Annotated in this window: 13 protein-coding genes; 5 read left to right on the top strand and 8 right to left on the bottom strand. The window is 61.8% G+C overall.

Going from position 1 to position 17,502, the window contains the following annotated elements:
• Positions 1-26: 26 nt before the first annotated feature.
• The 5 genes from hutI to HMPREF2604_RS02420 all read right to left on the bottom strand — a co-directional run bounded on the left by hutI (position 27) and on the right by HMPREF2604_RS02420 (position 7,193).
• On the bottom strand, positions 27-1,205 hold the full coding sequence (gene hutI / locus HMPREF2604_RS02440; protein ID WP_070562957.1) for an imidazolonepropionase: 1,179 nt from the start codon (positions 1,203-1,205) through the stop codon (positions 27-29).
• 21 nt (positions 1,206-1,226) lie between these two features.
• Positions 1,227-2,903, bottom strand: coding sequence for a urocanate hydratase (locus tag HMPREF2604_RS02435; protein WP_070562954.1), 1,677 nt, complete (start codon positions 2,901-2,903; stop codon positions 1,227-1,229).
• A 433-nt stretch (positions 2,904-3,336) separates the two neighbouring features.
• A complete protein-coding gene (hutH, locus tag HMPREF2604_RS02430) occupies positions 3,337-4,890 on the bottom strand; it encodes a histidine ammonia-lyase (RefSeq protein ID WP_070562950.1) in 1,554 nt (517 codons plus the stop codon).
• Between the two features lie 190 nt (positions 4,891-5,080).
• The gene (locus HMPREF2604_RS02425; protein ID WP_070562946.1) at positions 5,081-5,809 is read right to left on the bottom strand and encodes an IclR family transcriptional regulator; all 729 of its coding nucleotides are present in this window, start codon (positions 5,807-5,809) and stop codon (positions 5,081-5,083) included.
• A 37-nt stretch (positions 5,810-5,846) separates the two neighbouring features.
• Positions 5,847-7,193, bottom strand: coding sequence for a YjiH family protein (locus tag HMPREF2604_RS02420; protein WP_070562943.1), 1,347 nt, complete (start codon positions 7,191-7,193; stop codon positions 5,847-5,849).
• A gap of 367 nt (positions 7,194-7,560) precedes the next feature.
• On the opposite strand from HMPREF2604_RS02420, the gene HMPREF2604_RS02415 reads away from it, so the two are divergent.
• The 4 genes from HMPREF2604_RS02415 to HMPREF2604_RS02400 are packed head-to-tail and all read left to right on the top strand — an operon-like array spanning position 7,561 to position 13,468.
• On the top strand, positions 7,561-8,958 hold the full coding sequence (locus HMPREF2604_RS02415; RefSeq protein WP_070562940.1) for an amino acid permease: 1,398 nt from the start codon (positions 7,561-7,563) through the stop codon (positions 8,956-8,958).
• A 2-nt stretch (positions 8,959-8,960) separates the two neighbouring features.
• Positions 8,961-9,929: a formimidoylglutamase gene (gene hutG, locus HMPREF2604_RS02410; RefSeq protein ID WP_070562937.1), complete on the top strand. Its 969-nt coding sequence runs from the start codon at positions 8,961-8,963 to the stop codon at positions 9,927-9,929.
• Positions 9,930-9,962: 33 nt separating this feature from the next.
• Complete coding sequence (locus tag HMPREF2604_RS02405; protein WP_070562934.1) at positions 9,963-10,355, top strand: (deoxy)nucleoside triphosphate pyrophosphohydrolase; 393 nt, start codon at positions 9,963-9,965, stop codon at positions 10,353-10,355.
• Complete coding sequence (locus tag HMPREF2604_RS02400; RefSeq protein ID WP_070562930.1) at positions 10,352-13,468, top strand: DUF3427 domain-containing protein; 3,117 nt, start codon at positions 10,352-10,354, stop codon at positions 13,466-13,468. Before HMPREF2604_RS02405 ends, HMPREF2604_RS02400 begins: the two co-directional genes overlap by 4 nt.
• Positions 13,469-13,822: 354 nt before the next feature.
• On the opposite strand, the gene HMPREF2604_RS02395 is transcribed toward HMPREF2604_RS02400, so the two are convergent.
• Complete coding sequence (locus tag HMPREF2604_RS02395) at positions 13,823-15,058, bottom strand: MFS transporter (RefSeq protein WP_070563092.1); 1,236 nt, start codon at positions 15,056-15,058, stop codon at positions 13,823-13,825.
• Positions 15,059-15,164: 106 nt separating this feature from the next.
• Here HMPREF2604_RS02395 and HMPREF2604_RS02390 point away from each other — a divergent pair, with 106 nt between their 5' ends.
• Positions 15,165-15,686 carry a hypothetical protein gene (locus HMPREF2604_RS02390; protein WP_245168466.1) on the top strand — a complete coding sequence of 174 codons (522 nt, stop codon included), beginning with the start codon at positions 15,165-15,167 and terminating at the stop codon, positions 15,684-15,686.
• A gap of 36 nt (positions 15,687-15,722) precedes the next feature.
• Here HMPREF2604_RS02390 and HMPREF2604_RS02385 read toward each other — a convergent pair whose 3' ends face one another.
• Both HMPREF2604_RS02385 and HMPREF2604_RS02380 read right to left on the bottom strand, forming a co-directional pair.
• Positions 15,723-16,574, bottom strand: a complete 852-nt coding sequence (locus HMPREF2604_RS02385) for an ECF transporter S component (RefSeq protein ID WP_070562927.1) — start codon at positions 16,572-16,574, stop codon at positions 15,723-15,725.
• A 63-nt stretch (positions 16,575-16,637) separates the two neighbouring features.
• Complete coding sequence (locus HMPREF2604_RS02380) at positions 16,638-17,486, bottom strand: DNA primase (protein WP_070562924.1); 849 nt, start codon at positions 17,484-17,486, stop codon at positions 16,638-16,640.
• Between the last annotated feature and the right edge of the window lie 16 nt (positions 17,487-17,502).

Raw genomic sequence — 17,502 nt, 5'->3', positions numbered from 1 at the left:
CCCTCAAATGGTGCCTTTGCCCCGGCCTAGACTTCGCGGCCACCCACGAAGGTCTTCCAGGTCATCGGCATGCCCGGGCGGTAGGCCAAGTGGATAGCGCTCGGGGCATCGAGGACATGGAGGTCCGCGGCAGCACCGACCACCAGCGAGCCCTTGGCCGGACGGCCCTGCGCATCCTTGCCCTCGCCAACATTCTGGCGGCGCAGCGCGGTGGCACCGCCCAGCGTGCCGGCGGCGATGGCCTCATCGAGGGTGAGGTGCTGCTGAAGCACGGCCGTGGTCACACAAAAGTTCATCGAGGAAGTGTACGAGGTGCCCGGGTTGAGGTTGGAGGCGATGGCGACGGTCCCGCCGGCGTCGATAAGCTTGCGTCCCGGTGCCAGCGGCTCACGCGTGGACAGGTCGCAGGCAGGCAGCAAGGTGGCCACCGTATCCGAAGACGCCAGTGCCTCAACATCGGCATCGCTGAGGTAGTTGACGTGGTCCACGGAGGCAGCACCCAGCTCCACCGCGAGTGCTACGCCTGGCCCCTCGCCCAGCTGGTTGCCGTGCACGCGCACGCCCAATCCGCGGGCCTTACCGGCCTCGAGCACGCGGCGCGACTGATCCTCGTCGAATGCACCGCGCTCGCAGAAGACGTCAATCCACTGCACGTGCTCGGCCACCCCATCGAGCATGGGGCCGACCACCTCGTCGAGGTAGGTCTCGGCCTCTGCTCCCGGCGGCACGAGGTGCGCGCCAAGGAAGGTCACGTCATCGACGTGGCGGGCCGCCACGCGAGCGGCCTCAACCTCGGAGGCGGTGTTGAGGCCGTAGCCTGTCTTCGTCTCCAGCGTCGTCGTTCCCCCGCGGCGGGCGGCGGCGATGCGCTCCACCAGAAGCTTTTCCAGGCGCTCCTCCCCCGCCGAACGGGTCGCGTCCATGGTCACGGCGATGCCACCGGCCTGGTAGGACTCGCCCGCCATGCGAGCTTCGAACTCGGCGGAGCGGTCGCCGTCGAAGATCATGTGGGTATGGGAATCCACCCAGCCCGGCAGAACTGCGCGCCCGCCAAGGTCGACCTTCTCGTCCGCGGCTGGCGCCTCGGAGGCCGGTCCGATCCAGGCGATGGTGCCGTCGGTGTTGGCGATGAGGGAGGCGTCGGCAAGCGTGCCTGCCTCCGACACCGTGCGCAGCTCTGAGATTCCAGTAAACAGGGTGGACATGATCTTCTTTTCCTCTCGTGTCTAGTCGCGGGCCTTGAATTCCATCGGGATACGCACGCCGCGCTCGTCGGCGACTTCCTTGGCGCGAGTGTAACCGGAATCCACGTGGCGGATAACGCCCATGCCCGGGTCGTTGGTGAGCACCGCGCGCAGCTTGGCGGCGGCCAGCTCGGTGCCATCGGCGACGGTGACCTGGCCCGCGTGGATGGAGCGGCCCATGCCCACGCCACCGCCGTGGTGGATGGATACCCAGGTGGCACCGGAAGACACAGCGGTCATGGCGTTGAGCAGCGGCCAGTCAGCCACGGCATCGGTGCCATCGAGCATGGCCTCGGTCTCGCGGTACGGGGAGGCCACGGAGCCGGAGTCCAGGTGATCGCGGCCGATGACGATCGGGGCCTTGATCTTGCCTTCCTTGACCAAGTCATTGAAGAGCAAGCCAGCCTTGTGGCGCTCGTTGTAGCCCAGCCAGCAAATACGTGCCGGCAGGCCCTCGAACTCCACGTACTCCTCTGCGGCATCGAGCCAGTTGTGCAGGTGCTCGTTGTCCGGGAAGAGCTCCTTGAGTGCCTGGTCGGTGACCTTGATATCCTCCGGGTCGCCGGAAAGCGCTGCCCAGCGGAACGGGCCAAGGCCCTCGCAGAAGAGCGGGCGGATGTAGGCCGGGACGAAGCCCGGGAACTCGAAGGCGCGCTGATAGCCGGCCTTGCGGGCCTCGTCGCGGATGGAGTTGCCGTAGTCGAAGACCTCGGCGCCCTCGTCCTGGAATTCCACCATGGCCTGGACCTGGGCGGCCATGGCCTCGCGGGCCTTCTTCGTGAAGGTGGTCGGATCCGCCTTGGCCTCGTTGTGCCAATCCTCGACGGTGATTTCGGTGGGCAGGTAGCTCAGCGGGTCGTGCGCGGAGGTCTGGTCGGTAACAATATCCACGGTGAACTCGCCGGCGCGCTGGCGGCGCAGCACCTCCGGGAAGACCTCGGCGGCGTTGCCCACCAGACCGACGGACAGCGGCTTCTTGTTCTCCTTGGCGTCGAGCACCAGCTTCAGCGCCTCGTCCAGGTCGGTGACGACCTCATCGAGGTAGCGCTTGGACTGGCGGCGCTTCAGGCGGGTTTCGTCAACATCAACGATGAGGCAGGCGCCGCCGTTCAAAGTAACGGACAGCGGCTGCGCGCCGCCCATGCCGCCGCAGCCACCGGTCAGGGTGAAGGTGCCGGCGAGCGTGCCGTTGAAGCGCTTCTTGGCCACGGCCGCGAAGGTCTCAAAAGTACCCTGCAGGATGCCCTGGGTGGCGATGTAAATCCAGGAGCCGGCCGTCATCTGGCCGTACATCATCAGGCCCTCGTCCTCGAGCTTGCGGAAGTGCTCCCAATTGGCCCAGTCACCGACCAGGTTGGAGTTGGCGATGAGCACGCGCGGTGCCCACTCGTTGGTCTTCCAGATACCCACCGGCTTGCCGGACTGCACCAGCAGGGTCTCATCGGTTTCGAGGTCCTTGAGGGACTCCACGATGGCATCGAAGGCTTCCCAGCTGCGGGCGGCACGGCCGGTGCCACCGTAGACCACGAGGTCCTCGGGACGCTCGGCAACCTCGGGGTCGAGGTTGTTCATGAGCATGCGCAGCGGGGCTTCGGTCTGCCAAGACTTGGCGTTCAGTTCGGTTCCGCGCGGGGCGCGTACTTCGCGGGGTTCAGACATGACTTCCTTTCGCTCGTGCTTTTCGACGCCCTCCCAAACCCCCAAGGCCGGTTTCCCGGGGCTGTCCCTTTTAAGGCTTGGTCAGCGTCACACAGGACAAGTTACTGTGACGCAGCACCATGAGCCAGGACACTTTTGACCTAGTTGTCTCAGATACAAGACTGTCGCACGACCCGTACTGCAGCGGCGCGCTGCCCGCCTCCGCCACATTCAGCTGCCCTGCAGCGGCCCCGCATCAACCAACCCAATGGCTCCATACCTCCACCCAACCCAAAAGTGCAGACCTGGAAGTGCATTCACGCAGGTGGGCGTCGTGAAGCGCCAAGGCAGTGCTTTGCGACGACCAGGTCTGTACTTCCAGGTCTGCACTTTTGAAATCAAGGGCGGACGAGAAAGCCCCATGGACCGCGTGGACCATGGGGCTGGGGTGGAGTTAGCGCAGCGTGCCGACGGCCCCCTCTACCGCAGCCACCAGCGCACCTTCCTTGACCAGGCGCACGGTCTCCTCAATCTCTGGGGAGAGGTAGCGGTCGGTGCCCGGACCCTGCACGGTCTGGCGCAGAGTGTCAATGACCGCGCCAGTACCCTTGGCCGGCTTGCCCTCACGCATATCAATAGCGCGGGCGGCGGTGAGAATTTCGATGGCGAGGACGCGCTGCAGTCCGTCGACTGCCTTGCGCAGCTTGCGCGCGCCCGACCAGCCCATAGAAACGTGGTCTTCCTGCATCGCCGAAGACGGGATGGAATCCGCCGAGGACGGGTTGGCCAGGCGCTTGAGCTCAGAGACGATGCCCGCCTGCGCATACTGCGCAATCATGTGGCCGGAGTCCACGCCCGGGTCATCGGCCAGGAAGGCGTTAAGGCCGCGGTTGCGGGCAACATCGAGGAAGCGATCGGTGCGACGTTCAGAAATAGAGGCCAGGTCAGCCACCACGATGGCCAGGAAGTCCAGCGCGTAGGCCACCGGCGCGCCATGGAAGTTACCGTTGGAAACCACGCGCCCATCCTTGGCCACCACCGGGTTGTCGACGGCCGCAGCGAGCTCACGCTCCGCAACCAAGGCGGTATGCGCCAGGGTATCGCGGAAACCACCGGCCACCTGCGGGGCGCAGCGCACCGAATAGGCGTCCTGGACCTGCTTCTTCTTGAAGTCCTCGAGGGCCGCCGCGAGAATCTCCGAGCCTTCCGCCACCGAGAGGATATTCGCCGCAGCATCCGCCTGGCCCGGGTGCGGGCGCAGCTGCTGCAGGTCATCGGCGAAGACCACCAGAGTGCCCAGCAGACCTTCCACCGTCATTGCGGTGGCAATATCCGCGGTCTTGGCCAGTTCGCGCAGATCTGTAATAGCCAGGCACAGCTGCCCCAGCATGCCGTCGGTGCCGTTGATTAGCGCCAAGCCTTCCTTCTCACGCAGCTTGAGCGGCTCAATGCCGGCAGCCTCCAGGGCCTCAGCGGCTGGGGTGATGTCGCCGCCATCGACGCGCACCTCGCCCTCGCCCAACAGCGCCAGCGCACAGTGCGCGAGCGGCGCCAAATCACCGGAACAGCCCAAAGAACCGTATTCGCGGACCACCGGGTGGATATTCGCGTTGAGCACCGCGGCATAGGTCTGCGCCACCACCGGACGCACGCCGGTGCGGCCAGTACACAGGGTGGACAGGCGCAGCAACATGAGCGCTCGGATAACCTCTTGCTCTACCTCCGGGCCCGTGCCCGCAGCATGGGAGCGCACGAGCGAGAGCTGCAGCTGCGCGCGCATCTCCTCCGGAATATGACGGCGGGCCAGCGCGCCGAAACCAGTAGAAATGCCGTAGACCGGAGTCGGGTCCTGGGCCAACTCCTCGACGCGCTCGCGAGTGGAGGCGATTTCCGCCAGGGCATCCTCAGAAATCTCTACCTGTGCGCCATAGCGCGCTACGGCTACAACCTCTTCGATGCTCAGCGCACCGATACCCACGGTCACGGTGGAGGGATCAGAATTGGACATGTAAGGCTCCTTCGACGTCACTGCATTACCCGCACCTCGCCCCTTTCAATAAGGGGTAGAATAGGCACGCGAAAATACGTACTTGCTTTCACAAGTTTAGAAAAATAGTGATACGCGCGACAGCCTTACGCGCTGCGCTCATAGTACAACAGGTTCCCCGGCGCGCAAGCACCTCGCACACCCACGCACACTAACGGCGCCCGTACATCCTCGCCGCAACCTGCTGCGCAGCCGCGTGTAGTTTCTGCGCCACTCCGGCGGCATCAACGGTGCCCACGGGAAAGGTCACAGCCAGCGCCGCCGCGGGCCTGCCCACGTGGTCCACCACCGCCACGCCTACCGACGCCTGCCCCCGCGCCACCACCTCAATTTCTTCGGCCCAACCACGCTCGCGTACCTGGCGCAGTATCTCTTTGTACTCCCCAAAACCTAAGGAACCAGGGAAATAGGCCGCCCGCCATTCCGCTTCTGGTAGCAGCGCCAGCATGGCGCGCCCGGAGGCCGTCTTTTGTGCCTGCAGGCGCACTCCCCTCTCCGTGACCAGTGACAGCGCCCCCGGCGCGCGCACCTCGTTGAGGTAGAGGATCTCCGACCCCGCCAAACGTGACAGGTGCCCCGAGCCGCCCACAGTGCTAGCGATGCGTTCAAGGTGCCCCTGCGTTGCCTTCACGAGGGGCTGCTGCGTGGCATAAGCCGCGGCCATGGAGTAGGCAGCGAGCCCCAACCCATAGGTTTGGTTCTCCGGCAGGTGCACCACGAATCCTGCGTCCACCATCTCCTTGAGCAGGTGGTAGGTGGACGAGCGCGGTAGGTTCAGCTCGCTGCGAATGCGCGCGGCGGAAATCGGCACGTCGATAGTGGACAGCAGCCTGAGGATTTCCAGCGCGTTGCGCGCCGCCGGGACTCGGGAGGTACTCATGGGCCCACATTCTAGTGAGCCCTCGTTTAAGTCCTCCTTAGGTCACCAAGAAGGCAATCGGCGTCGTAATGATGATGGTGAGCACCACGCGCTCGAACCAGATGACCACGAGCTGCCACAGCTTGATAGGAATCTTGGTGGCCAGGATGCAGGGCACCAGCGCGGAGAAGAAAATGATGGCGGAAATCGCGACCACGCCGATCACGAACTTGAGCACCATGCTCGAGGACCCGGCCGCCACGGTGGCAGGCAGGAACATTTCCGCGATTCCCATGGCGGCTGCCTTGCCCGCGAGTGCCGGTTCCGGCAGCTGGACAATCCACGCGAATGGGTAGAACAGGTATCCCAACCAATCGAAGAGCGGGGTGAAGTTAGCCAGCAAAAGGCCGATCAGGCCCACGGACATGATGGAGGGCACGATCGCCGCCGCCATGCGCACGCCATCGCGCAGGTTCTCCCAGATGGCAGCGCCCAAGGACGGCGCGCGGTCCAGCGCCAGCAGCGCCTCGCGCCAGGCGGCCTTGATGAAGTTACCCTTGACCGGCTTTTCTGGGTCCGGTTGCACGCCGTCCACGTACTCATCAGGGATCCTGCTCAGCGGCGGAATCCACACGGTAATCGCCGTAACCACAAAGGTCACCAGGAGGGATACCGCGAAGTAGGTCCCCCACATGCCCATCAGGTCGAGCTGCTTGGCGACGATCACCATGAAGGCCGCCGAGACCGTCGAGAAGCCCGTCGCGATGATGGATGCCTCACGCGCGGTGTAGCCGCCGCGCTGATACACGCGGTCGGTGATGAGAATTCCCAGCGAGTAGGAGCCCACGAAGGAGGCCACCGCGTCGATGGCGGAGCGCCCCGGCGTGCGCCACAGCGGGCGCATGATGGGCTGCATGAACACGCCCACGAATTCAAGGAGGCCATAGCCAATCAGCAGGCCCAGGAAGGCGCCGCCAATCGGCACGATGAGGCCCACCGGGGTGGCAATGGAATTCCACAGGAAGGGCACGATGCCCTCATTGCCCAGCACTCCCGGCAGGGTTCCGATGACCATGAGGAAGGAAACCACCAGGCCCACCACGTTGAGAACTGTAAAGACCGCTTGCAGCGGCCCCTCCCGCCAGTTCTTGTTCACGATGCTGCGCACCGTGCCATAGAGCGCCAGCGCCAGGATGAACCAGGGCACGAAGGCATCGGCATAGGTGCGGATGATGGTGACCATGTGGTCAAGCGGGATGGACTTCTTTCCGTCATAGCTGATGGGAAAGAAGAATACGAAAGCGCCAATAGCGCTGTAGACAAAGAGGCGCCAGATGCCCTTCTTGGAGGGGACATCGTCGTCGCTCTCGTAGAAGGCGTCAACGATTGCGTCTTCAGAGTTCATGTTCTACCTCACGGTGGTGGAAACTACACGTCATTAGCACGGCCACAAACGCGTTCTCTTAAATGATCGCGCCGATCAAGCACACACCAAGAAAAGGCGGTTGCTTGAAGCCGTGCCCACGCGACAGCCACACGCAGGTCTTCCACATACTAGCGGCACCACACACACTTGTCACACACGTCACCCCCACAAGCGGAATGAGTCCCCCGCCATAGAGCCCAACCGTGCCACCCCCACCACAAAATTGACCCCACGTCTGAACTAGAGGAAAGTAACTCCCAGACCCACCCGCACCAACCACTCCCCTTCATCCGCGGCGCCGGAACCAACGAGCACCGCATTGGGGAACTGAGGAGGACGCATCCCCGTGGCAGAAACCACCGCCAAGCGCCCCGGCTTGAAACACCGGCACCTGCACTTCATCGCCTTGGGCTCGGCCATCGGCACCGGCCTGTTCTACGGCTCCGCCGGCGCCATCCAAGCCGCCGGCCCCTCGGTCCTCTTGGTCTATCTCCTCGGCGGCGCCGTGGTTTACTTCCTCCTACGCGCGCTGGGTGAGATGTCCGTGCACCACCCCGTCACCGGCTCCTTCGCCGAATACGCCCGCGCCTTCCTAGGCCCCTGGGCGGGTTATATCACCGGCTGGATGTTCGCCTTCGAGATGGTCATCGTGGCCCTAGCGGACCTGACCGCCATCGGCGTCTATATGCAATTTTGGTTCCCCGGCTCGCCCAAGTGGGTGTGGGTCGCCGCCACGCTGCTCCTCGTCGGCGGCGCCAACCTCGCCACGGTTAAGGCCTTCGGCGAGCTGGAATTCGCCTTCACCATCGTCAAGGTCGGCGCCGTCATCGCAATGATCCTAGGCGGCGTGGCCGTGCTCGTCTTCGGCCTCTCCACCGCGGAGACCACCGGCCCGGCCAACCTGGTCAACGATGGCGGCTTCTTCCCCAACGGTATTTCCGGCATGGTCGCTTCCTTCATCCTCGTCCTCTTCGCCTTCGGCGGCACGGAGATCGTCGGCGTCGCCAGCGCGGAGGCCGAGGACCCCGCCAAGTCCGTGCCGAAGGCCGTCAACACCATCCCGGTGCGCATCCTGCTCTTCTATGTCCTGGCCATCCTGGTCATCCTCATGATCAACCCCTGGCGCAGCATCACCGGTGAGGAAAGCCCCTTCGTCCAAATCTTCTCCACCCTCGGCGTCACCTGGGCCGCGGCCGCCCTCAACGTCGTCGTCATCACCGCGGCGGTTTCTGCCATCAACGCCGATCTCTTCGGCGCCGGCAACGTCCTCACCGGCTTGGCACGCCAGAACCTCGCGCCGCAGATCATGGCGAAGAAGACTCGGGGTGTGCCCGTCATGACCATGATTATCCTGCTCATCGTCATGATCATCGGCACCGCGCTCAACGCGCTCATCCCGGAGAATGTCTTCGAAATCATCGCCTCCCTGGCCACCTTCGCCACCATCTACGTGTGGTTGATGATCCTCCTGGCCCACGTGGCCTCCCGCCGCCAGATGCCCACCGAAGAACGCGCCAGCCTGGAATACACCGTCCCCTTCTGGCCTTGGGGCCAATACTTCTCCATCGCCTTCATCATCTTCACTTTTGGCATCATGGTGTGGCAGGAGCAGTACCGCCCGGCACTCGCCACGGGCGTTATCTTCATCCTCCTCATGACGGCCATCTTCTACCTCACCGGCCGCCGCACCGCCGCGCGGGCTCCACAGGGAACGGACCCGCAAGAAGCAGACGCGAAAGGATAACCATGAACACCGTTGATGCCCCCGCCTACTCCCCCGCCCCCGAGTGGTCCGGCCGCTCCGATGGCCCGGGCCCCGAGCATGCGCGGTGGCACAGCGTGGTTCGCCCGCTGGACGTCGCCAAGCCCCAGGCAGAACCCGGCGTCGCACTCCTTGGTTTTGCCTCCGACGAGGGCGTTGAGCGCAACCATGGACGCCCCGGCGCGGCTGCAGGCCCGGCCGCCCTGCGCAGCGCCCTGGGTTCCCTGGCGCTGCACCATACGCACCCGCTTTACGACGCCGGCACGATCACCACTCAAGGCACCGACCTGGAGGGCTCCCACGAGCGCCTCTCCGAAGCAGTGGAGACACTCTCGCGCGCCGGGCACCTGCCCATCATCCTCGGCGGCGGCCACGAGACAGCCTTCGGCTCCCACCGCGGCGCCTTCCGCGCCCAGGGCCCACTGCAGATCATCAACTTGGACGCGCATTTCGATCTCCGCACCGCGGACGTGCCCACCTCCGGCACCCCGTTCAAGCAGATTTCTGACCTGGTGGGCCGCGAGGACTTCGACTATTCCGTCCTGGGAATCTCCCGCCCCAACAACACGCCGGTGCTTTTCGACGAAGCCTCCACCCTCGGCGTCACCGTCGTCCTCGACGAGGAACTGCTCAGCATGGACCGCGCCCAGGTGCGCGACACCGCCGCGCGCATCTGCGCCGGTACCACACCCATCCACCTCTCCATCGACTTGGACGTTCTGCCCGCCGACCAAGCACCCGGTGTCTCCGCCCCCGCAGGCCTCGGCGTCCCGGTAAACATCATCCGAGAACTCGCACTCACCATCGCCGCCACGGGACGCCTGGCGCTTGTCGACGTCGTCGAGCTCAACCCCACCTTCGACATCGACGCCCACACCGCCAAGCTGGCCGCGCGGTTGATTGATGACATTGTGACGGCGCATTTTTCTGCTGCCACGGGCGCGAATTCCTAGATAAGACCGGGGCCAGCCGGCATACTGGTCCCCATGAGTTCACCGATTCGTGTTGTCGGCGCCGTCTTCACAGACGGCAATCGTTTCCTGGCCTGCCGAAAGGCTCCTGGAAAGTCCCTCGCCGGCATGTGGGAGTTTCCGGGCGGCAAGATTGAATCTGGCGAAACCCCGGAGCAGGCGCTCGCGCGTGAGATCAAGGAAGAGCTTTCCGTAACCGCAACCGTTGGCGACAAGGTCACCTCGACCGTGTACGAGTATGACTTCGCCACCATTGAGCTAACTACTTTTCTGTGCCGCATTGCATCCGGTGAACTAACCCTTAGTGATCACGATGAGACTCGTTGGGTGACCCCTGCCGCGGCACGGGAACTCGACTGGGCTCCCGCAGACATTCCCGCCGTCAAACTTATTTCCTCGCGCCTATGAGTTTCGAATCCATCCTGCCCTTCGGCATCTACGAAACCCCGGTCACCGCTCGTATTCAGGAGCGGATCGAGGAGACCAAACGGGCTCGCCCCACGGCTGCTACTGGCATCGCTCACGAGTCCACGAAGGACGTCAATCCGCGCTTCGCCGCGGCAGTGTCTCAGCATTTCGCCAAAGCACTTGAACAAAAACTCACCGAGATGACGAAGGCGGAAGACCGCGTTGCCCTCATCAATGCGCTAGCACAACATCTTGGTGCGGATGAGTCTATCGCCGCAGAACAGCTGCTCTACGCCATCTATCGATCAGAGCTCGAGGAGGCCCCGGAGCTTCCGGAAGTCTCGCTCAACACCAGTGCCTTGTTCACCAACAGCGTGGACGACACCAATATGTCGGTTGAGATCGCCCGTGAGATTAGAACGGCGGACTCCGTCGATCTGCTGTGCGCTTTCATCAAGAGCTCGGGCATTGCGATCATCAGCGATGAACTGGAATACCTCAGGGATCACCAGATTCCGTTGCGAGTCATTACGTCCACTTACTGCGGGGCGACCGAAGCAGCCGCAGTGCGCCGACTCGTGGAAGATTACGGTGCTGAAGTCCGCATTTGCTACGAACACAAGAGCACACGTTTGCATGCCAAGGCCTGGCTCTTCCGGCGAAAGTCCGGGTTCGACACCGCCTTCATCGGCAGCTCAAACCTTTCGCGCTCAGCGCTTGTTGACGGCTGGGAGTGGAACGTCCGAGGTTCTCGTTCCTCCACGCCGGAGATCATTGAGAAGTTCATCAAAACCTTCGACAGCTATTGGTACGATGCCCACTTCAAAGCATTTGATCCCGAGAAGGACTACGAGCGCCTCAAGGACGCGCTAGGCAGCGCCAAATTCCTCGAATCAAAGCCCGGCGAAAAGCTCGAGCTATCAGGCCTTCGCGTCGAGCCCTATCCTTATCAGGAGGAGATGCTCGAAGCTTTAGACTCCGAGCGCGAAGTTCACGGTCGTCACCGCAACCTCCTCATTGCCGCCACCGGTACAGGCAAGACGGTCGTGGCTGCACTTGACTACCGCCGCCTATGCGAGAAACTGGGGCGAAGGCCACGACTACTTTTCATTGCCCACCGGCGTGAGATTCTCACCCAGGCCCAGCGGACGTACCGCGAGGTTCTTCGCACTGCCAGCTTTGGCGAGCTCCTCCTAAGCGGTGATCAGCCCGCCCAGTGGGACCATGTCTTCGCGAGCATCCAGTCGCTGCATGGCAAGCGCCTGGCCCAGATTGCGCCGGACCATTTTGAAGTCGTCGTCATTGATGAGTTCCACCACGCCGAAGCCGCAACGTATCGCGCTGTTCTGGACTACCTGCAGCCGCGTGAGCTCCTTGGCCTCACGGCTACACCGGAGCGCGGTGACGGTGAGAACGTCCAGAAGTATTTCGATTATCGCGTAGCCCATGAGCTTCGCCTCTGGGATGCGTTGCGCCTCCAGCTCCTCGCACCGTTGCACTACTACGGAGTCGACGATGCTACTGACCTGACGAGCCTAACCTGGAACCGTGGAAAGAAGGACTATCAAGCTTCGGAGCTGAGCGAGTTTTATATCAAGGCCGGAGAAAAGCGCACCAGGTTCATCATCAATGAGCTCAACTGTCGCATTTTCGATCTCTCCGAGATGAAAGCCCTTGGCTTCTGTGTGACCATCGCCCACGCCGAATACATGGCGGAGCAATTCAACCTTTTCGGTATCCCTGCCCTAGCGGTCAGCAGCAAGCTCAACATTGATGAGCGTCGTCGCGCCATCGAGCAGCTTCGCGAAGGCACGATCAAGATCATCTTCGCGGTCGATATTTTCAACGAAGGCATCGACATCCCAGCGGTCAACACGCTGTTGCTTCTGCGCCCGACGCAAAGCCCGGTGCTCTTCGTCCAACAGCTTGGCCGAGGTCTGCGCCTCAACGAAGGAAAGAACGCCTGTACCGTCTTTGATTTCTTAGGTCTCCAGCACGAGGAATTCGATTTCGAAGAGCGCTTCAAGGTGCTTACCGCCGCTCGCGGAAAGAACCTCGCCAAGGAGGTAGAGCAAGGATTCCCTACTGCCCCGCCTGGCTCTAGCATCACCTTGGACCGCGTGACGACCGAGCGCGTTCTAAAGAACATCAAACGCTTGGCCCGGAACACCGTTAAGAAGATACGAGCACTCATTACTGACTACGGCTCGACCGACCTCGCAAGCTTCATAAATAGCTCTGGCGTCCCCGTGGAAGACATCTACCGTCGCAAGGGCATTACGTGGACCACGCTGCTTCGCGACGAGAACCTGCTGCCCTCCGGCCCTGCGAGCGAGCACGAAGAGTTTCTACTCAGCCGAATCCGGGTGCTGCTACACATCAACGATCTCAACCGCGTAGCGGCCTACAGTCTCCTGGTTTCTCCGGATGGGCCATATGAGAACGATATGACTCCCGAGCAAGTCCGGTACGCCACCATGCTTGTGCTGGCTCTGTGGGCGAACTCAAATACGGCAATCCCAGAGACCATTGACCAGGCCCTGGGCATCATCCGCGCCTGCCCTGCCTTCGTCGCCGAAGTAACTCAGGTTATGCGGCTCACACTCGACCGCTCCCGAGTCATCCCAGAGAAATCGACGAATAGTGTCTTGGAAACACACGCGGATTACAGCCTCGCCGAACTCGTCGGCGCTTTGGACGACGGCTCTCTGCGCAAGCTCGCCAACCTCCCACGCGAAGGGGTACGCCGCTTCGATGCCTCTAACACTGATCTTTTCCTGGTTACTTTCCAAAAGGATGAGAACGTTAGTGCTTCGACAAACTACCGCGATTACCCGCTAGCACCGGATCGTTTGCACTGGGAATCCCAATCCACCACATCACTTAAGTCCGCGATGGCCCGCCGCTACATCCACCACCATGAGCTCAACGGCAACATCATCATCGCAACCCGTTTTAATAAGAAGAACAAGGTGGATACGGCTTCGGCATATACCTTCCTAGGAAACGTCGATTACGTCACGCACAGCGGTGAGAAGCCGATCCAGTTCGAATGGAGCCTCCGCCGTGACATGCCCAAGCAGCTTTATGCAGCCGGGCGCACTGTGGCTTAAACCTCACATTGAGTTAAACCAGGAAGTTGACGCCGTAACCACCATAAATTAATCTTTTCTTAGCAGATTAAGAAGTAATTAATCTCTGTTGCCTTGGTGCAGAAAAATGGAGGTCGGTTATGGGAGCCGCGAGCGAGCGTAGCCAAAAGCGCTGGAACCGCCCAGATACCGGTTCCGAAACTTCCGTGTATGGGTTTACGCGTTTTAGGGAACGCAGCTTCAAGACTGGCACCACCCCACGCTGGGCTGCATGCAGCAAGAAAGCGCGCCACACGAGCTAAGTAGCATTAGTCCCGCCCCGAAACTCCGTCAGCACAACTCCGCTAGCAATTCGCAGTCGGACTATTCTGCTCTCTATCGCCGCGGGTGGTAGCGGCGGCGCAACCCACGCAGAATGATCTTCCGCTCACCCAAGGTGTCGCGGCCGAATGCCCACGCAACAATGCCGGCCGCAGCCACGAGCGCGCAGAACCCGAAAGCGGTCTCAAATCCGTACCTATCCGCCAGCAGCCCGATGAAAATCGGGCCTAAAATCTGCCCGAAGTCACCCGCCATCTGGAACGTCGACAGCACCTGTCCGCCCGAGCGCTGCGAGCCGACGATGTCCGCCACGGCTGCTTGCTGCGACGGAGCGATGAGGCCCGATGCCGCGCCGGACAGGGCGGAGAGGATGAGGAGGGATACGATGTTCGTCGCCAAGCCCAGCGTGCCAACGAACAATGCGGAACCCACCAGTCCTGCAATGATGAGCGGGCGACGTCCGACCCGGTCAGACCATGATCCGGAGAACTGCAGGACAATGGCGTTGCCGGCGGCGAAGGCCGCCAGAGCGACGCCCGACGTCGAGGCGCCGTTGGCAAAAATGGCGGCTGCGAACAGAGGGAGGACAGCCACGCGCACGCCCATGTTGATCCAGCCTTGGGCAAAATTCGACGTCAGTACCGCCCGGTAGGCGGTATCCTCCCAGGCTTCCGCCAAGTGCATCGGACGGAGTTGGCGCCGGCGCTCATCGGCGCGATTGACCGACGGCATGAGGATCCACACAACCAGCGCGGCGATGGCCACACCGGTGCCGTAAATAAAGAAGGGCCACCGGAACCCCAGGAAGGAAAGGCTCGCACCCACGAGCGGACCAATCACGTTGCCGAGAAGGAAGGATGTGGCGTAGGTGGCCGAACAGCGCCCGCGGATGCTGGGCGGTGCCAGGCGCACGATGAGGCCCATTGCTGCGACAGTAAACATCGTCGAACCAATGCCGGCGATAGCCCGCAAGGCGACGATCTGCCAGTATTCCTGCGCCATCCCCACCAAGCCGGTGGTGAGCGCCACGGTGAACAAACCTGTCACGTACACGCGGCGCGTGCCCACGCGGTCAATGAGGAAGCCGGCAGCCGGGGCGAAGACTAGGCGGCTAGCGGAAAAGACGGAGACAACGAGGCCGGCTGCGGCCATCGAGACGTCGAAGCTAACGATGAACTGTGGAAGCAGCGGCGCAATGAGCCCGTACCCCAAGGCGATGATGAACCCGGCGGTGACCATGACCCAAATTTCCCGCGGGATCTTAACCTGCGGAGCTGCAGTACTTTTCATATCGCCATTCACTGTATCCCACCCCGTCAAATCGTCGAACGCTACATCGAACATATGTTCCCTTAAAGGTTCGGTGATGTCCGCGTGGATTTCTAGTGTGTGGGCCATGAAGAACTACAGCAGCATTCACACTTCCGTTCAGTCCCCGTCCGCTCTCAGCACCGGTGAACTCACCGCGGATATCCTCTACCACCACCACGAAACGCTTCGCTCCATAGAGAGCATCATCCGCCATCCGCGCTCGCTTGCGCGGCCGACGCCACAGTGGCGCCCACCATCAAAAGTGCTGCCACCGGTAAAGACATATGGCGGTGAAGCACTCCCGCTGACGCTTACCATTTCGCGCCACCGCGTGGGTGAGCGGGCTAAGGCCCGCGTTCTGGGGTATGGCGAAAAGCGCGTGCCCTCCTACCTCGTTACGGTGCGCATTACTGATCCCACTGGCCGCCCCGTCGCCCCCTCACTAGCGGAAGCGTGGGTGCGGGCCCTAGTTCCTGAAGAACTCGTCTCCGCAGTGCATGAGATTTCCAGCAGCAGCGCAGCTACGTTTGTGTGGCTGGTGGATAGCACCTACACACCGGTGCATTCCCCGCTTTCCCTTTTCGAAGGGCTTAGTCAGGCCGCCTAGTACCGGTGGGCCTCATCAGGTCGAGATGCTCAGCCGCTAGAAGTAGCGCTGGATCCGGTCCAGGAAACCTTTGGGCGGTTCCTCATCAAGAGAAAGTGAGAACCTATCCTCCGTCAGCACGCGATCCAATGCTGGGCGCGTCTCCGGGTAGTCATAAAGGCGGAGGATGGGTTTCGGCGCCAAGCGGATTGCAATGCACACCACAAGCGCCGTAAACGTCTTGTCAATGACGTCAGAGCACAGGTTCTGAAGCAGTATGGCGAGGTGTTCATCGTGCAGTATGAGCTCCCACAGCGCTATAAGTTCAGCGGGGCCGCGCTGGCCGTAATCGCTGGGAAGTAACCACGTAGAAACTGCGGACAACAATCCTGCGACAATGCCCAGCCCGGTACCAGCAAGCATCATGGCCAGCGTTCGTTTAAACGCACCACGGCGCGCAAGCCAGCCAAACAAATAGGCCACCACCACGGCTGTTGGCAAATACGCCAAGAGCGACGGGTTATTGATACTAGCCAGGCAAGCGCTCAAAACTGCGGTGCCCATTCCCAAGACAGGGCCGTAAACGATTGCTATGAAAGCCGTGCCCATCATGTCGAGGTACAAGGGGATGTTGATGTTGAAGATCAACGACGACAAGAGGAGGTTTGCCGCCACTGCAAGCAAAGGGTTGAACAGTGCGTGGTTACCCAAGGACCGCCACTGTGCAGCAATGAAGAAAATTGCGCCGAGCAGACTCAGGCACCACACGCCGGTCGAAAGCACGGAGGAAAAGACAAAATCCCGATGGCCATAGTCCGGATTCAACGACAGCACCCAAGACAAAGCCACACACACTAGCGCTGAGCCAACACACAGACGCTGGTACAGCGATGCCTTGTCATTCGGCATTTGTCTTGGTTGCTCCTCTTCAACGCCAGGGAAAAGTACGCTCCTACCCTACCCCGGACGCTTTTAGTCGTCGGCGTCGCCTTCCTCGATGTCGGAGTCATCGTCATCATCGTCGTCGAAAAGAACGTCATCCTCGTCCTCATCATCGGCGCCGAAAATGTCATAGACCTCAGGCTCGTCAATATCGGAATCATCGATGCTGACCAGCTGGGCTTCCCAATCCAAGGCCTGATCGGAGACAAGGCTCAGCACGTCAAAGAGACGGTCAAAGTCGGTGTAGGTGCCCAGTTCGAGGGCCTCGGCAGGAACCTCGATGATGGGAGCTAGCCCGCCGTCCACGTCTTCCGCGTCGCCGAAGATGGCAACGCGCTCTTCTTCGCTCAGGTCCTCTGGAGTCTCGATGTCCCAGAGCTTGCTGATTGCCTCATCCTCCAGCTCATCGAGCTCTTCCTCATCAAAGTCGAAGGAGAGGAAACGCACGACCGCGCTCGGAACACCGTCGATGGTCTCCACCAGCACGCGCAGTTCCGAATCGTTGGCTACCTCCGCCACGACGAGGTTCGGGTTGAATTCGTCCTGGACAAACTCCAACTCAGCGATGCGCTCATCGGTGCCCTCCAGCAGGTCACGCAGCACCGTCACCACCTGGTCCGTGGCGATGTGGCGGGATACGGCCTCAACCGCATCCTCCACAGAGAACGCCACGGACACCAAAACGGCCTCGAAGTCTTCGTCATCCTCGTCCACGTCTGCGGCGGCGATATATACGTTGGCGGCTGGCAGAAGTGGGTCAATTTCCACAAACTGGATTTCCAAATCGGAGGTGATGGGCACGAACATCACATCGTCATTGACGCGGGACTCAATGCCCTCCCCGTCCAGCGCAGAGGCGATATCTTCAAAAAAGCTCATGTGATAAACATCCATC

The organism is Corynebacterium sp. HMSC055A01, assembly GCF_001809405.1.
Taxonomy (GTDB): domain Bacteria; phylum Actinomycetota; class Actinomycetes; order Mycobacteriales; family Mycobacteriaceae; genus Corynebacterium; species Corynebacterium hesseae.
Note: the sequence above shows the minus strand (reverse complement) of the source record. Positions and strands in the feature narration are given on the sequence as shown.

Excerpts from the sequence above, each read along its gene's own strand:
- hutI (WP_070562957.1), bottom strand. The coding sequence starts at position 1,205 with ATGTCCACCCTGTTTACTGGAATCTCAGAGCTGCGCACGGTGTCGGAG.
- HMPREF2604_RS02435 (WP_070562954.1), bottom strand. The coding sequence starts at position 2,903 with ATGTCTGAACCCCGCGAAGTACGCGCCCCGCGCGGAACCGAACTGAAC.
- hutH (WP_070562950.1), bottom strand. The coding sequence starts at position 4,890 with ATGTCCAATTCTGATCCCTCCACCGTGACCGTGGGTATCGGTGCGCTG.
- HMPREF2604_RS02425 (WP_070562946.1), bottom strand. The coding sequence starts at position 5,809 with ATGAGTACCTCCCGAGTCCCGGCGGCGCGCAACGCGCTGGAAATCCTC.
- HMPREF2604_RS02420 (WP_070562943.1), bottom strand. The coding sequence starts at position 7,193 with ATGAACTCTGAAGACGCAATCGTTGACGCCTTCTACGAGAGCGACGAC.
- hutG (WP_070562937.1), top strand. The coding sequence starts at position 8,961 with ATGAACACCGTTGATGCCCCCGCCTACTCCCCCGCCCCCGAGTGGTCC.
- HMPREF2604_RS02405 (WP_070562934.1), top strand. The coding sequence starts at position 9,963 with ATGAGTTCACCGATTCGTGTTGTCGGCGCCGTCTTCACAGACGGCAAT.
- HMPREF2604_RS02400 (WP_070562930.1), top strand. The coding sequence starts at position 10,352 with ATGAGTTTCGAATCCATCCTGCCCTTCGGCATCTACGAAACCCCGGTC.
- HMPREF2604_RS02395 (WP_070563092.1), bottom strand. The coding sequence starts at position 15,058 with ATGAAAAGTACTGCAGCTCCGCAGGTTAAGATCCCGCGGGAAATTTGG.
- HMPREF2604_RS02390 (WP_245168466.1), top strand. The coding sequence starts at position 15,165 with ATGAAGAACTACAGCAGCATTCACACTTCCGTTCAGTCCCCGTCCGCT.
- HMPREF2604_RS02385 (WP_070562927.1), bottom strand. The coding sequence starts at position 16,574 with ATGCCGAATGACAAGGCATCGCTGTACCAGCGTCTGTGTGTTGGCTCA.
- HMPREF2604_RS02380 (WP_070562924.1), bottom strand. The coding sequence starts at position 17,486 with ATGAGCTTTTTTGAAGATATCGCCTCTGCGCTGGACGGGGAGGGCATT.